Annotated in this window: 12 protein-coding genes; all 12 read left to right on the top strand. The window is 47.8% G+C overall.

Annotated elements, in window-relative coordinates; genetic code table 11:
* The first annotated feature begins 15 nt into the window (after positions 1-15).
* The 12 genes from hemB (at position 16) to EML15_RS09225 (ending at position 15,072) form a co-directional block, all read left to right on the top strand.
* Positions 16-1,086 (top strand): porphobilinogen synthase, encoded by a 1,071-nt coding sequence (gene hemB / locus EML15_RS09280; RefSeq protein ID WP_144275266.1) that lies wholly within the window; start codon positions 16-18, stop codon positions 1,084-1,086.
* Positions 1,087-1,094: 8 nt separating this feature from the next.
* The gene (locus EML15_RS09275; protein WP_144275268.1) at positions 1,095-1,703 is read left to right on the top strand and encodes a hypothetical protein; all 609 of its coding nucleotides are present in this window, start codon (positions 1,095-1,097) and stop codon (positions 1,701-1,703) included.
* Between the two features lie 8 nt (positions 1,704-1,711).
* On the top strand, positions 1,712-2,185 hold the full coding sequence (locus tag EML15_RS09270) for a hypothetical protein (protein WP_144275270.1): 474 nt from the start codon (positions 1,712-1,714) through the stop codon (positions 2,183-2,185).
* 54 nt (positions 2,186-2,239) lie between these two features.
* Entirely contained in the window at positions 2,240-4,909 is a 2,670-nt protein-coding gene (locus tag EML15_RS09265) for an HAD family hydrolase (protein ID WP_349236859.1), read from the top strand.
* A 25-nt stretch (positions 4,910-4,934) separates the two neighbouring features.
* Positions 4,935-6,002 carry a uroporphyrinogen decarboxylase gene (hemE, locus tag EML15_RS09260; protein ID WP_144275290.1) on the top strand — a complete coding sequence of 356 codons (1,068 nt, stop codon included), beginning with the start codon at positions 4,935-4,937 and terminating at the stop codon, positions 6,000-6,002.
* A gap of 62 nt (positions 6,003-6,064) precedes the next feature.
* A complete protein-coding gene (locus tag EML15_RS09255; RefSeq protein ID WP_144275292.1) occupies positions 6,065-7,483 on the top strand; it encodes a protoporphyrinogen oxidase in 1,419 nt (472 codons plus the stop codon).
* Between the two features lie 362 nt (positions 7,484-7,845).
* The gene (locus tag EML15_RS09250) at positions 7,846-9,225 is read left to right on the top strand and encodes a hypothetical protein (RefSeq protein WP_144275294.1); all 1,380 of its coding nucleotides are present in this window, start codon (positions 7,846-7,848) and stop codon (positions 9,223-9,225) included.
* A 159-nt stretch (positions 9,226-9,384) separates the two neighbouring features.
* Positions 9,385-10,449 carry a hypothetical protein gene (locus tag EML15_RS09245; RefSeq protein ID WP_144275296.1) on the top strand — a complete coding sequence of 355 codons (1,065 nt, stop codon included), beginning with the start codon at positions 9,385-9,387 and terminating at the stop codon, positions 10,447-10,449.
* Positions 10,430-10,567: a hypothetical protein gene (locus EML15_RS09240; RefSeq protein WP_210472006.1), complete on the top strand. Its 138-nt coding sequence runs from the start codon at positions 10,430-10,432 to the stop codon at positions 10,565-10,567. The genes EML15_RS09245 and EML15_RS09240 overlap by 20 nt, the downstream gene beginning before the upstream one ends.
* A gap of 256 nt (positions 10,568-10,823) precedes the next feature.
* Positions 10,824-12,458: a hypothetical protein gene (locus EML15_RS09235; protein WP_144275299.1), complete on the top strand. Its 1,635-nt coding sequence runs from the start codon at positions 10,824-10,826 to the stop codon at positions 12,456-12,458.
* A 344-nt stretch (positions 12,459-12,802) separates the two neighbouring features.
* Entirely contained in the window at positions 12,803-14,188 is a 1,386-nt protein-coding gene (locus tag EML15_RS09230; RefSeq protein ID WP_144275301.1) for a hypothetical protein, read from the top strand.
* Between the two features lie 185 nt (positions 14,189-14,373).
* On the top strand, positions 14,374-15,072 hold the full coding sequence (locus EML15_RS09225; RefSeq protein ID WP_144275303.1) for an ABC transporter ATP-binding protein: 699 nt from the start codon (positions 14,374-14,376) through the stop codon (positions 15,070-15,072).
* The last annotated feature ends 23 nt before the right edge of the window (positions 15,073-15,095 follow it).

Below are 15,095 nucleotides of genomic sequence, written 5' to 3'. Positions count from 1 at the left end.
ATGAGGAGTGAAGCAATGGCAGGTACCGCAGATACCACGGCTAAGGATGGTGGGCTCGTAGATTGTGATGTAGCGAGTTCACCTGCGCCTATCGTTCGTAGACCGCGCCGGTTAAGAACTACCCCTGCTATGCGTAGTCTTGTTGCGGAAACGACCCTTGCGCCACAGGATTTCATTTTGCCTATGTTTGTTGCCGAGGATATTGAGCAGCCGCGTGAAATTAGCACTATGCCTGGGGTAATGCAGCATACTATCGACTCGCTCTTAGCTGCGATTGAGCAAGCCCGTGCAGTGGGTATTAGGTGTGTGGATATTTTTGGTGTGCCGAGTCCTGCGCATAAAGATGCTCAAGGTAGTCAGGCCTGGGAGGAGTTAGGAATTCTCAATAGGGCATTGCGTGCTGCTAGAGAGCGTTTTGGTGATTCAGTGCTGCTTATGGCAGATACGTGTCTTGATGAGTTCACTGATCATGGGCATTGTGGAGTGCTCACTGAGAATAGTCATGGTGAGCAGGTGGTCGATAATGATTGCACGGTAGCGCTGTACCAAAAAATGGCGGTGGCGCAGGCACAGGCGGGTGCACATATTGTGAGTCCATCGGGCATGATGGATGGGCAGATTCTTGCTATTCGACGTGCTCTCGACGTCGCTGGTTATCAGGATGTGGCCATCATGGCTTATTCCGCCAAATATGCTTCGGCTTTTTATGGGCCATTCCGTGACGCAGTAGGTTCTTCACTTGTTGGCGATCGACGCACGTATCAGCAAGATCCAGCAAATGCTACTGAATCACTTTTGGAAGTTGAGTTGGATATTAGCGAGGGCGCGGATTTTGTTATGGTCAAACCAGCTATGCCGTATCTTGATGTTGTGTCCAAAGTAGCTGAGAGTTCTCGAGTGCCGGTGGCGGCGTATCAAGTCTCTGGTGAGTATGCGATGCTTCATGCAGCTGCTCGCAGTGGCTGTTTTGATTTAGAATCAGCAATGATGGAGTCATTGATCGCTATTAAACGAGCCGGTGCACAACAGATTTTGACGTATTTTGCAGTGGATGCTGCAAAGATACTGCGTGGGGCTAACAAGTAAAGGGATATATGAATACATCGAAACACTCGCTTTCTAGCGGTGCGCCACAAAAACCAGAATCTATGAGAGATGGTGAACGCTTGTGGCTATTGGTTTTTGCCGGTGAGATTATTCACGCGGTGTGCTCTGCGATTTTAGCGTGGCATACTCGTGGGGTTAGTCGTAAGCAAGTGCGCGAGTTATTGCCTGCAGGAATGCACTACAGTGATAAGTTGTTAGATCTTTCCTTGGCGATTTCTATTTTCTTGAACCTGTGTCTTAGCTTGGTGGTATTGAGTTTATTCTTTTGGGCTTATCGCTCAGTGGTGACGTCAGGAAAATACGCATTACGCAGTAGGCGGATACTCAATTTCTTTGCCGTATATTTGGCAGTGCGTGCATTTTTTGTGTTCTTTTCTGGTTCTCTTACACCGACGACGATTCCCATCTATTTCACCGCTTTCGATGGGTGTGTCCAAATCCTTATTGGTGTTGGTGCGATTATGGCGTTGGTTTTCTTTAATCAGAAAGAAGTACAGTCATGGTTAGAGAATAATAATGACGATAACCCACCTGGTACTGCTGGGAAGTTAAACTATTCACAGCACACTTCTGCCGACCACCGTAAGAAAAGGTAAAGCTCACCGTGACCAGTATGTTTCCTTCGCCTTATCGCCCGTCTCGGGGTGAAAAAGCACGTGAGCGTCAGAATGTGCGCCCACCTATTGCTTTGTATGCTACGTATTATTTGGCAATTATCATTGCTATTGCGCTTATTGTGTCGGCACTTGTGCTCTTTAGTGTCCGTGCTCCGCAAGGAGTATCTACAGAATTAGCGCAGATAGTGGCACGTAACCATCGCTTTTTGGCGGTAGTGAATCTTCTTGGTGGCCTGTGCCTTGCTGGTTTGGCGGGAAAGTTTTTTTCTTCCGCTAAAAATGTGCGTCGTTTTTACCTTGCTATTTGTGTTTTCCTTGTTGCTTTTAACCTCATAGCTATCATGTTAAAAATTGGTGGTATAGGGTTAATGATTATTGTGTTTGCCATTATTGTCGACGCAATGCTGTATTTTCACCCATCAGTTAGTTCGTATTTTGAGATGCGAAAAGCACGGAAATGATGAAAGCCTTTCTTCATGACAGCGCAATCTGATAAAAACTCGACGAAAAAATCCATGCCTATCACTGGTGATAGTGAGGATCTTAGCCTAGCGCGTGCTATTGATAACGCTAAAACTGCTGCAGCTGAAGCCGGGATCGATACTCGATCTTTGCATGCACATTTGGGCAGGAGAATAGGAGATGATCCTGCGTCGTCGATGTCGCTCGACAATGCTGCTGATGCACAAGATGCGCGTACTTCCTTTGCTTTTGAGTTAGATAATTTGCCGAGTGCTGCTGCTATTGGTGATATTGAAGCAAAAATTAACGAGATTGACGGTATCAATATCCGCATTGTGTATTCCACTGCTATGGCTTGGGTAAGTGCACCGCGTTCTATCGAAGCCCATGAGATTAGTGCCATGCTGGAAGAGTTTGGTATGAGTGCTGTGCTTACTGAAGCCTCGTTACAGCGTCGTATTGCATGGACTGATGTGGAAGATGGGCGGCATATTCGTGCTCAGCGTCGTCAACATCGACGGACTCGGGCACGCAATGTGTCGGCACGGTTGCGCAAGCAGATAGAAGATGATGCCAAGGCGATTCAGGAAGCCAAGCGTTCAGGTTATCTTGATAAAACACCTGAGCGTGGGAAGCGTGAGAAAAAAGAGCGTTCTCATTCTGGCAGCACGGTGCTCTTTACGGCACGCGCATTACTGACTGCGCGTCGTTTTTGGGTGAGTTTGGTTTTTTCGATTCCGGTACTACTGATTAGTTATTATCCTGATCTGCAATTTGATTATTGGCAGTGGGTGCTCATTGCGTTATCTATACCAGTGGTGTTTTATGGTGCTTGGCCGTTTCATCGCGCTACCATAGCTGGTGCAGCGCGTAAAAAGCCAGCATTGGATTCTGCAAGTTCGGCAGCTGTGTTATTGGCATGGATATGGTCAGTGTGTTTGGTGGTGTTTACCAGCGCGGGTGTGCCTAGCTATCGCATGAATCCTCAGTGGATTTCTATTGATGCAGCGCGGTTCGACGAAGGAACCTTGTTTTTTGACGTTGCGTGTGGCATGACCTTGCTGCTTTTGGGTGGGCGATTGCTCTCGCATACTACTCGAGTGCGTTATGCTGATGTGCTGGCAAAATATCGCCCAGATCCTTCTGCTTTGGTGACAGTGGCTACCAAAAATCGCAAAACTGGGCAATCGGAGAAGCAACAGCGGGCAATTCAGAGTCTTAATGTAGGTGATGACATCATCATTGAGCCTGGTGAGATCATTCCAGTTGATGGTGCTGTTATTGGTGGGCATTCGGAAGTGGATGTTCGTCCTTTTGGCATTAAAAGTTTCTCGGTTAAGGTGAAGTCTACTGTTTATGCTGGTTCTGTTAATAAGAAGAATCGGTTGAAGATTCGGGTGCGCAATACCGGGTATCGGACATGGATTGCTGCGGTACATCGTTGGATTGATCAGGCTTCGCGTCAGCAAGATGCTGCTGATGAGCGTGCTACGTATTCGGCAAGTATTTTGGTGCCTATTTCCTTATTTTTGGCAGCGTGTACTTTTACGTTTTGGTCGATGGGTACTGGAAATATCAATCATGCTTTTGCCGCTGCACTTGCTGTGTTGGGTGTGGTTGCACCGGTAGCTCTTGCTGTTTCAGCCTCAGTTGCTACTCGGCAGGGGCTGGAAACCGCAGCTCGCAGAGGTATTCTCATTGCGCAAGTGGATAATTTGCGTCAGCTTGATCAGGTGGATGCTGTGATTTTCAACCGAGTGGGTACTTTGGCGGAAAATGACATGATTGTGGAGACTGTCACTGCTGATCGTGGTGAAAATCCTGAGTTGGTGTTGCGTGTTGCGGGCGCTATGGCCTTAGAAAGTAATCATCCACTTTCGCGCGCGTTGGTGCGTGCTTCTCGTGAGGCGCGTGATCAATCGACTGATGAGTCGATTCCTCATCGCTTGGAGGCGTCTCATCATGAGTTTGATGATGATGGCAATTTTCATGCAATGGTGGAAATTCCTATTACTGATTCTGAGGGAGATACTCAATTACGTAGTGTGGAGGCCTATTTGTGGCGTCCGCGTAATCTTTCGCAGCTCAGTGGTCGTCTTGCTGCCGCAGCTTTGTCGGGTGGTACTCCTATTGTGGTTGGTTGGAAAGGCAAAGATCGTGGCGTGATTACTCTCCAGGATCATGCGAAAAGTGATGCTACTGAGGCGGTAGATACGCTGGAGGCAATGGGCATTGAGACGATGATGATGAGCAGAGATACGTATCCAGTTGCGCGTCGATATGGCGATTCTGTGGGAGTGTCTCATGTTCTTGCTGGTGTGCAGCCTCGGGATAAACCTCAAGCAGTGCGTTCTATTCGGATTCATGGTGTTAATGCTGCGGTCGTGGGTGATCCAAGTATTAAAGAGTGTTTCCGCGTGGCCAATGTGGGAATGTTGCTTGGTGCGCTTGAAAATGTGGATAATCCGAGCGAAGTGGATCATATGCATAGCGATATTGTGTTCTTGGAAGATCGGGTAGCGCCTATTCCGTGGCTGTTTCGCTTTGCACGCCGAATCAATAAAATTGTGCACCAAAACTTTGTGTTTGCCTGGGGCTATAATGTTCTTGGTTTGATTGCTGCGTGTGCGGGTTTGATTCATCCGATGATTGCTACCGCTTTGATGTTGGCATCCTCAATTCTCATTGAGTTACATTCACGATTGTCGCGCAAGACCGCATAATACGCATAATAATTAGAAAGGCATAATGTCAATGAGCTCTAAGCGTACTTTGCTCAATGCTCCGCTTATCGACGCTATCCAAGGTAATAAGCCCAGCCGGCGACCGGTATGGTTTATGCGTCAGGCGGGGCGCTCTTTGCCTGAGTATCGCCAAGTGCGAGCGGGCATAAATATGTTGGACTCGTGTTTTATGCCAGAGTTATTGGCAGAAATAACCTTGCAGCCGGTGCGTCGCCATGATGTTGATGCGGCGATTTTATTCTCGGATATTGTGGTTCCACTCAAAGCAGCTGGTGTGGAGATAGATATTGTGCCTGGTAAAGGGCCTGTGGTTGCTCAGCCAATTCGCAGCCTTGCCGACGTCGACCGCTTGGCAATTTTGGATGCCGAAGTGCCAGAGGTAACTCAGGGTATTGAGATGATTTTGGGGGAGCTTACCTCGACGCAGGCGCTTATTGGTTTTGCTGGTGCTCCGTTTACCTTAGCTAGTTATTTGGTGGAAGGCGGACCGAGTAAGAATCATGAGCGGACTAAAGCGATGATGCACGCTGAGCCAGAAACGTGGCATAAACTTATGCAGCGTCTTGTACCGAGTATTGTTAGTTTTTTACGGACTCAAATTGCCGCAGGTATCGACGCTATGCAGTTATTTGATTCTTGGGCAGGTTTCTTGAGCGAAAGAGATTATCGGGAGCATGTGCTGCCGTATTCTCAGCAAATTTTTGCGGAAATTGCGCCTGCGGAGATTCCGCGGATTCACTTTGGGGTGGGTACTGGTGAGTTGCTTGGGGCAATGAGCGAGGCAGGTTCTGAGGTCATGGGTGTGGATTGGCGCGTGCCTCTCGACCAGGCTGCTGGGCGTATTAGTGCAGCTAGTGGGGCGAAAGTTGTGCAGGGTAATTTGGATCCAGCGTTGTTATTTACTGATGAGAATGTCCTGCGAGAGCATATAGCTCGTATTTGTGCTGAGGCAGATCGGGCTATTGATGCGGGGCAAGCGCGAGGACATATTTTCAACCTAGGGCATGGTGTATTGCCGACTACTGAACCAGAAGCGATTACTCGTGCAGTTGAGATTGTTCACGAGTTCTAAATGTGCATATCGCATATATCAATATCAAAGCGCGCGTTAAGTAGATGTGAGGAGACAAAGCCATGCGCATTGCTATTATCGGAGCAGGATTAGCAGGGCTCACCTGTGCCTATAGTATCCATAAAGAGAACCCGCAGGCTCAGGTTGAGGTGTATGAAGCAGCTGATCGCATTGGTGGCAAACTCTACACGGTGCCTTTTGCCTTTGGGCGAGTGGACATGGGGGCAGAGGCTTATGTGGCTTTTCGACAGGATGCAACCGAGTTTTTCCATGAACTAGGACTTGGCGAGGATCTGGTATCACCGAGTGGTCTGCCTTCGCTGATTTATAGTGGTGGGGCAGTACATCCTATGCCGCGTGACACTGTCATGGGCATACCAGCTGACTCGGCTGGTCTGGCGGGGATCGTCGATAAAGCTACTGCGCAACGCATTGACGCAGAGGCGCAAGCTGAGGGGATTGACTGGACTGAGGCGGATCAGAGCCTCGGTGCGCTTGTGCGTGAGCGCTATGGTGACCAGGTGGTTGATCGGGTTGTGTCGGCGCTGCAAGGAGGGGTGTATTCCTCTTTGTCTGATGATCTTGGGGTGCGTGCTACGTTGCCGGAGTTGGCGCATACTTTCGACGAGTTGCGTGCCGCTGGAGAAAAAATCACTTTGAGCGGTGCGGTCGAGCACATTGTGGCTAAGCGGAAGAGTGCGCAGGAGGATCGGCAATCTCGTGGTGAATATCGCCCGCAGGTTTTTAGTACTTTCCGACATGGGTATGCTCAGTTGTATGAGGCCTTGGCGGAGCAGTCGGCGGCGCAGATTCATATTGATGCTTTTATTTCTGGGGTGAAAAAGACTGCTGGTGGCTATCAGCTTAGCGGTGCGGGAACTGATACAGCAGAGTTCGACAAGGTGATTTTTGCTACTCCAGCTCCTACGACGGCATTGCTGCTCAAAAGCATTGATCCAGAAATCAGCGCAGTGCTTAAGAAAATCAAGTTAGCGAGTTCTGTTGTCGTAGGCATGAAGTTTGATTCTGCCGAGGGCTTGCCTGATAACTCGGGAATTCTTGTTGCCGCCGACGAGCCTGGTATAAGAGCAAAAGCGTTCACATTCTCCTCAAAGAAATGGCCGCATATTGCTGCCGCTGTCGACGGTGGTGCCGTGGTGCGTGCATCATTTGGTAGATATGGTGATGACGCTTTAACCCGAGCTGCAGAAGATGATTTGGTAGATTATGCTCTCGACGATCTCCAGAAGGTTACCGGCTTTGATGGTAGAGCTGCTGGGCTTGCTGAGATCTATGTGCAGCGTTGGTTTGGCGGGTTGCCGGTTTATGATTTGCATCATAATGAGATTGTCGCTCAGGTGGAAAAACTTATGACTGCGCATTCAGATATGGCATTGGTTGGTGCCTGGGTGAATGGTGTGGGAGTACCTGCTGTTATCGCACAAGCGCGCCAAACGGCAGCGAAACTGATGGGGAAATAACGACGAATAAGATCGTGTGATTGAGTTGTGGCTCGCAAACAGTAGAGTGGTGTTTTTTCTACTCTGTGGTTATGATGAGAAATGCTTTTAGGTTTTTCTCAGCTTTGTGTGGTTGAGGATGGCTTGGAAAGTGTTTTTGTTCTTTTTCCTAGGAAGAAATTGAGGAAATATGTTTTTACAACGTTTTGCTAAGCGTGCTGCGGCAGTAGTTGCCGTAAGTATGCTTGGTTCGGGTTTTCTAGCCCCCCCCCTCAGTATTAGCCGGTGCCGGCGGTACTGATAACTACCAGGGTGGCGCTGATAATGTTCATGGTGCATGGGGTGGTGCGAACTGTGATACAGGTTCTACCTGTGTAAAACAAGTGGGGGATGAAACACAGGTCACCTGGCAAGTGCAATTGGCATCATTGGTGAGATCCGAGGATCACATCCAAACCTCTCGTGGTGCACAGATTATGATCCCATCCACTGTCAAAGATGTATCCATCAAACTCACGCATATGCCGATTGAAGGCGCAGATTTTGATGAGAGTTCTGTGCCTGTGCGTATGGTGGATTACCAGGTTCCTATTGTTGATTCAGTGGAGGAACTAACAGATAATGACACGTATGGATTGTCGTCGTTTGTGAAGAATCCTGATGGTTCTTTAGCTGATGATAAAACGGGTATATATGGTGTTCAGCCTTCTAGCTTTGAGTATCAGCCTGATTGGGACTTCTACCAAATCGGCTTGAACATACATGGTGTTTATACCTTTGAGGTCACCGGTACTGTGGAAGCAGTTGGTGAGGATACCTACATTCCGATTCGCGCGGATAATATGCTGTGGAAGTGTTCTTCTGAGAAAGGTGGACCTGGTAGCGCTGAAGAGGGTTGCCAGAGTCTGAAAGATTATGCGTGGGGTCGTACTGATGAACTACCTCCTGTGTCTATCCCAATGATCCCTGAGGATGAATCTGCATCTTCGGCTCGTAAAGTAGAAATTGAGCAGCGTAATAAAGAAAACGCTTTAGAAAATGAGCGTATTGCTAATCTTTATGCTGATCAGGGCACGGTGCATGGTTTGACGAGCGTGGGTTCGTGTGCGGTTACTCGTAATACTGGTCGTTTCGACACGATTGGTAAAGATATTGAAACTGCTGGTGACAAGTATGGTGCGTATGCGCGTACGTTTAATCTTCACTTGAACCCTGCAGTGAATTATTATGGTGCACTCAATGGTGGCGAAGATAACTGTGACCAGGGCTTCCAGCACATTACGTTGTGTCCTGATGAGGAGACTGAGGTTCCACCTAGTGAGGAGCCTGTAGAGTCTGAAGAACCTACTCCTTCTGAGGAAGAGGAGGTTGAGCCTGCTAAGCCTTCCAAGGAAACTGAGGAACCTCAGGAGTCTGAGGAACCAACTCCAAGTGAGGAAACTCAGGAACCTACTCCTTCTGAGGGGCCTGAGCAGGAGAAACCTGTGAAGCCGACTGAGTGTCCTGAGGAGCGTGAGGAGCCTAAGATTCCTGTTGTTCCACCAACTTTCCCTGACACAGACGCAGAGCAGGGTGAGGTTGTTACCACAGTGGTAGAGCCTGAGGATAAGGAAGAACCTGCTGAGCTTAAGCCAGAATCTAAGCCAGAGCCTAAGACTGTTATCTCTGAAAGTGTGAAGGATAACGTCGCTAAGCAGGCTAAGAGTGTTGCGAAGAAAGACCGTCCTAAAGTTACTACTGGCGGACATCTGCGCGTAGCGTAATGATTTATTTCATGCAAGAGTCCTGGCACCACTGGTGCTAGGACTTTCTTCGTGTCTTAGGATAAGATAAGAAAGATTTTAGGTTTATCTCAGCTTAAAGTTACTTCCTTGCCTGCGTGTAAGAGTTGATTATTTTCCCTAGAAGAGAAAAGAGAAATAATGGTATTGAATCGTTTTGCTCAGCGTGCTGCGGCTGCGGTTGTCGTTGGTGTGCTTGGTGTGGGTTTTCTATCTCCCTCCTCGGTATCAGCTACGGGCGGTGGCACTTACTCTAGTAACGTTTTTACTGATACTGTCCACGGTTTTTGGGGTGGTGCGAACTGTGACACTGGCTCTAGTTGTGTGAAAGAAGTAGGTGATGAAACACAGGTCACCTGGCAGGTCCAATTGTCACCGTTGGCGATGTCTGAGAATCACATCCAAACTACTCGTGGTGCCCAGATTATGATCCCATCCACTGTGAAAGATGTATCCATCAAACTCACTCATATGCCGATTGAAGGCGCAGATTTAGAAGAGAGTCTTGTGCCTGCGAAGATGGTGGATTATCAGGTTCCGATTGTTGATTCAGTGGAGGAACTTACTGACAATGACACGTATAAGGTGTCGTCGTTTGTGAAGAATCCTCATGGTTCTTTAGCTGATGATGAAGGGGCTCTATATGGTGTTGAACCTTCTAGCTTTGAGGAGCAGCCTGAGTGGGATTTCTACCAAATCGGCTTGAATGTGCCGGGCTCATTTACTTTTGAGGTCACCGGTACTGTTGAGGCTGTTGGTGAGGATACCTATGTGCCGATTCGGGCTGAGAATATGTTGTGGAAGTGTGCTCGAGAAGGTGGTGGACCTGGTAGCGCCGAGGAAGGTTGTTTATCTCTGAAAGAGTACGATTGGGCGCGTACTGGTGAATTGCCTCCTGTGACAACTGCTGAGCAGTCTGCAGAAACTCGTAAAGCAATTGTTGATTTGTATGCTGAGCAGGGTACGAAGCATGGTTTAACTGGTGTGGGAACCTGTGCGGCGACGGCGGATATTGGTCGTTTCGATACGATTGGTAGTGATATTGAGTCGCCTGTTGGTGATCGTTATCAGAAATATGCGAAGACGTTTAATATTCACTTGAACCCTGCAGTGAATTATTATGGTGCACTGCTTGGTAGTGAAGATAATTGTGACCAGGGGTTCCAGCATATTACTTTGTGTTCTGATGAGGATGTTGTGTCCTGATGAGGAGCGTGAGGAGTCTAAGACTGTTATCTCTGAAAGCGTAAAGGATAACGTCGCTAAGCAGGCTAAGAAAGACCGTCCTAAAGTAACTACTGGCGGACATCTGCGCGCTGCGTAATGATTTGTTTCATGCAAGAGTCCTGGCACCAATGGTGCTAGGACTTTCTTTATGTCCTGGGTTATGATGAGGGGGCTTTTAGGTTTTTCTCAGCTTTGTGTGGTTGAGGGGAATCTGGAAAGTGCTTTTTTTGTTCTTTTTCCTAGGAGAATAGAGGAAATATGTTTTTACAACGTTTTGCTAAGCGTGCTGCGGCTGTTGCTGCCGTAAGCATGCTTGGTGCGGGTTTTCTAGCCCCCCCCCCTCGGTATTAGCCATGAATGGTGGACCACGTGGTTCGTATGGTGGTGTGAACTGTGATACGGGTTCTACTTGTGTGAAGCAAATAGGTGATGATGCACAAGTGACGTGGCAGGTGCAGGTATCGCCATTGGCGATACCAGATGATCATGGTCTAATGTCTGGATATGTGTCTCATCATGCACAGATTATGATTCCATCCACGGTGAAAGATGTGTCTATTAAGCTCACTCATATGCCAGTCAGTGATGATGGACTAAATTTATCTAGTGATGATCCTGACAGTATTTGGCCAGATAAAGAGGTAGATTATCAGGTTCCTATTGTTGATTCGATAGATGATGTTACTGATAGTGGTACTTATGCAGTATCTTCCTTTGTGAAAAATCCGATTAAACCAGATGAAAAAGATGATCTGAGCCTTGAGTATGATGATCCTGATGCTATTCCAGAGGGAGCCCCTGCTCCGAAGGATACTCGTGTGGATATGTCTGAGGTGTACTACCAGTATGGGGTAAAGAAGTCTGCTCTCCCAGAGCAACCTAATTGGGATTTTTATCAGGTTAAGTTGAATCAGTCTGGTATTTTTACTTTCGAGGTGACCGGTACAGTTGAGTCGGTTAGTGAAGATACGTATGTTCCGATTCGCGCAGAAAACATGATAAACCGATGTAGCCCCGTGAACGATGACTATGAACTTAAAGATCGCAAGGAAAATTGTACTTCCTTGAAGATGAATGATACATGGTCATGGGCTTTGACGGATGAATTGCCTCCTGTGATGACGAAAGAACAATCCGACGACGTACGCAAGAAGATTGCTGCAGTGTATGAGGACCAGGGTACTGTTCATGGTTTGACTGGTGTGGGAACCTGTGCAGTAACCCGTAATACAAGTCGGTTTGACACGATTAGTACTGATATTGAGGCCGCTGCTGAGGGTAAGTATGGTGCGTATGCGCGTACGTTTAATCTTAAGTTGAATCCTGGAATGAGTTATTTTGGTTCGTTGCGTGGTAGAGAGGATAATTGTGACCAGGGGTTCCAGCATATTACTCTTTGTCCTGATGAGGAGACTGAGGTTCCACCTAGTGAAGAGCCTGTAGAGTCTGAGGAACCTACTCCTTCTGATGAGCCACAGGAATCTGAAGAGCCTACGCCTTCTGAAGAAGAGGAGGTTGAGCCTACTAAGCCTTCTAAAGAAACAGAGGAACCAACTGATTCTGAGGCACCAACCTTTAGCGATGAGCCTGTGGAGTCTGAGGCACCAACACCAAGTGAGGAAACTCAGGAGTCTACACCTTCTGATGAACCTGAACAGGTTAAGCCTGTGAAGCCTGGTGAGCGTCCTGAAGAGCGTGAGGAGCCTAAGGTTCCTATGGTTCCGCCAACGTTGCCTGACGCTGAGGTTATCACTACTGTGGTGGAGCCTGAGGACAAATCTGTTGAGATTACCGGCAAGCCTGTGCAGTCTGAACAGGATAAACCCGCTGAGCCTAAGGCTAAAACCGAGTCCAAGATTGACTCTAAGCCTGAGTCTAAAACCGTTATCTCTGAAAGCGTAAAGGATAATGTCGCTAAGCAGGCGAAGAGCACAGCGAAGAAAGATCGCCCTAAAGTTACTACGGGTGGTCACTTGCGTGTAGCGTAATTTTTGTTTTACGCAAGAGTCCTAGCACCGATGGTGCTAGGACTTTCTGCGTTTCTTGGGTTATGATGAGAAATGCTTTTAGGTTTTTCTCAGCTTTGTGTGGTTGAGGGAGATTGAGAAGTGTTTTTGTTCTTTTCCTAGGAAGAAGAAATTGAGGAAATAATGTTGTTGAATCGTTTTGCTAAGCGTGCTGCGGCAGTGGCTGCCGTAAGTATGCTTGGTGCGGGTTTTCTAGCCCCCCCCCCTCGGTATTAGCCGGTCCTGCCGATAGTGATGGTATTGATAATGTTCATGGTTCGTGGGGTGGTGCGAACTGTGATACAGGTTCTACCTGTGTAGAGCAAGTGGGGGATGAAAAGCAGGTCACGTGGCAGGTGCAGTTAGCAAAATTATTAACTTCTGAGGATCACCTCCAAACCTCTCGTGGTGCACAGATTATGATCCCATCCACTGTCAAAGATGTATCGATCAAAGTGGTGCACATACCAGCAGAGTTGGATTTTGATAATAAAGTATGGCGTGATGTGCAGGGAAATATTGTGGCACGAGTGGATTCAGAAGACCCGTATGGATCCTATGTTCCTGCTCAAGAGGTGGATTATGAGGTTCCTGTCGTTGAAACATTGGCTGATGTGACTGATAACGACACATATAGATTGTCGTCGTTTGTGAAGAATCCTTATGGTTCGTTGAGTGAAGTTAAGGATTCCGTTGCGACGTATGGTGTGGATCCTTCTACTTTTGAGAACCAGCCTGATTGGGATTTCTATCAGGTTGGATTGAATGCGCCGGGCGTATTTACCTTTGAGGTTACTGGTACGGTGGAATCTGTTGGCGAGGATACGTATGTGCCGATTCGTGCGGAGAATATGCTGTGGAGGTGTTCTGGCGAAGGTGGTGGACCTGGTAGTGCTGAGGAAGGTTGCAAATCCTTGAAAGAGTACCCGTGGGCTCGTAGTGGTGAATTGCCTCCTGTGACAACTGCTGAGCAGTCTGAGGATACTCGTAACAAGATTATTGACTTATATAAAAAACAGGGTACCTCTGATGGTTTAACTGGTGTGGGAACCTGTGCGGTGACACAGAATACAGGTCGTGTTGATACCATTGGCGCTGATATAGAGCCGGCTGTTGATGGTAAGTATGGTGCTTACGCACAGACGTTTAATCTCCATTTGACTGCTATAGGGCATTATTATGGTTCGCTTAAGGGTGCTGAGGATAACTGCGATCAGGGCTTCCAGCATATTACATTGTGTCCTGATGAGGAGTCTGAGGTGCCACCTAGCAAGGAGCCTGTAGAGTCTGAGGAACCAACGCCTTCTGAGGAAGAGGAGGTTGAGCCTGCTAAGCCTTCTAAGGAAACTGAGGAACCAACCTCTAGCGAGGAACCACAGGAGTCTGAGGAGCCTACTCCAAGTGAAGAACCACAGGAGCCTGAGCAGGAGAAACCTGTGAAGCCTGGTGAGCGTCCTGAGAAGCGTGAGGAGCCTAAGATTCCTGTTGTTCCACCAACTGTGCCTGACACAGACACAGAGCAGGGTGAGGTTGTTACTACTGTTGTAGAGCCTGAGCAGGATAAACCTGCCGATTCTAAGCCAGAATCTAAGCCTGCACCTAAGACTGTTATCTCTGAAAGTGTAAAGGATAACGTCGCTAAGCAGGCGAAGAGCACAGCGAAGAAAGACCGTCCTAAAGTTACTACTGGCGGACATCTGCGCGCAGCGTAATTTTTGTTTCTTAGAAATCTAAAAGTCCTAGCACCAACCAGTGCTAGGACTTTTCTCTTACTTGCCTCATCTAACTACTGTCAATACCGACTCATAACTATTGCCGCGTGTGAGCTGCTGTGTTTAACTGATACTACTGTCGTCCAGTATCAAGTATCATTCCCTCATCATAAGTGCAGGCAGAAATGTTGAGAGTAAACCACGTAGAGTACAGTTATCCAGGACATTCCTCAGCTGTAGTGGGAGTTCATTTCCAAGCTGGACGTGGTGAACTCATCGGTATGTTCGGGGAGAATGGCTCGGGAAAGTCCACATTGCTGAAACTATGTGCCGGACTATTAAAGCCTGCCGCGGGTGGTGTGACATGGAATGAACAAAGCACTACTACGTTATCTGCTAAATCGAATCTTCTTTATTTGTCGGGCAATGAGGATCTTCCAGAATATCTGACTGGTCGTGAATTAGTTGCGCTGTATCTGAAGCTATACAAAAAACCTTTTGCGGCTGATGTTTTTGCTCAGTATCTCACGCGCTATGACATGGCAGAGTGGGAAACCAAACTTATTGAGGAATACTCGCATGGAATGAAAAAGAAGATACAGCTTATTGCGGCGTTGATGTTGCGTCTTCCTTTTACCATGCTCGATGAAACGCTTAATGGAATTGATCGCCGCTCTATGCTCAGGGCGGGTGAGGATCTTGCGTCTTTGAGCAGGGAAAATCTGGTGATGGTGGTATCGCATGATCCGCAATTATTGGATACACTCGCCACCCGAGTCATGTGCATACAAGATGGCGCAGTTGTTTATGATGCGGCGCGTGCCGAGCTAGAAAAAGAGTATGGTACTGCAAGCGCCATAGTCGATCGTTTTCTGAATGAGTAAGTCAGTAGAAAAGGGAAATGAGA

It is taken from the genome of Corynebacterium sp. sy017, from assembly GCF_017918135.1.
In the GTDB taxonomy this organism is placed as follows: domain Bacteria; phylum Actinomycetota; class Actinomycetes; order Mycobacteriales; family Mycobacteriaceae; genus Corynebacterium.
This window is presented reverse-complemented; position numbering and strand designations above follow the sequence as displayed.

What these genes read in the sequence shown, in the direction of transcription:
- hemB (WP_144275266.1), top strand. Translation starts at nt 16, where the DNA reads ATGGCAGGTACCGCAGATACCACGGCTAAGGATGGTGGGCTCGTAGAT.
- EML15_RS09275 (WP_144275268.1), top strand. Translation starts at nt 1,095, where the DNA reads ATGAATACATCGAAACACTCGCTTTCTAGCGGTGCGCCACAAAAACCA.
- EML15_RS09265 (WP_349236859.1), top strand. Translation starts at nt 2,240, where the DNA reads ATGCCTATCACTGGTGATAGTGAGGATCTTAGCCTAGCGCGTGCTATT.
- hemE (WP_144275290.1), top strand. Translation starts at nt 4,935, where the DNA reads ATGTCAATGAGCTCTAAGCGTACTTTGCTCAATGCTCCGCTTATCGAC.
- EML15_RS09255 (WP_144275292.1), top strand. Translation starts at nt 6,065, where the DNA reads ATGCGCATTGCTATTATCGGAGCAGGATTAGCAGGGCTCACCTGTGCC.
- EML15_RS09245 (WP_144275296.1), top strand. Translation starts at nt 9,385, where the DNA reads ATGGTATTGAATCGTTTTGCTCAGCGTGCTGCGGCTGCGGTTGTCGTT.
- EML15_RS09240 (WP_210472006.1), top strand. Translation starts at nt 10,430, where the DNA reads ATGAGGATGTTGTGTCCTGATGAGGAGCGTGAGGAGTCTAAGACTGTT.
- EML15_RS09235 (WP_144275299.1), top strand. Translation starts at nt 10,824, where the DNA reads ATGAATGGTGGACCACGTGGTTCGTATGGTGGTGTGAACTGTGATACG.
- EML15_RS09225 (WP_144275303.1), top strand. Translation starts at nt 14,374, where the DNA reads ATGTTGAGAGTAAACCACGTAGAGTACAGTTATCCAGGACATTCCTCA.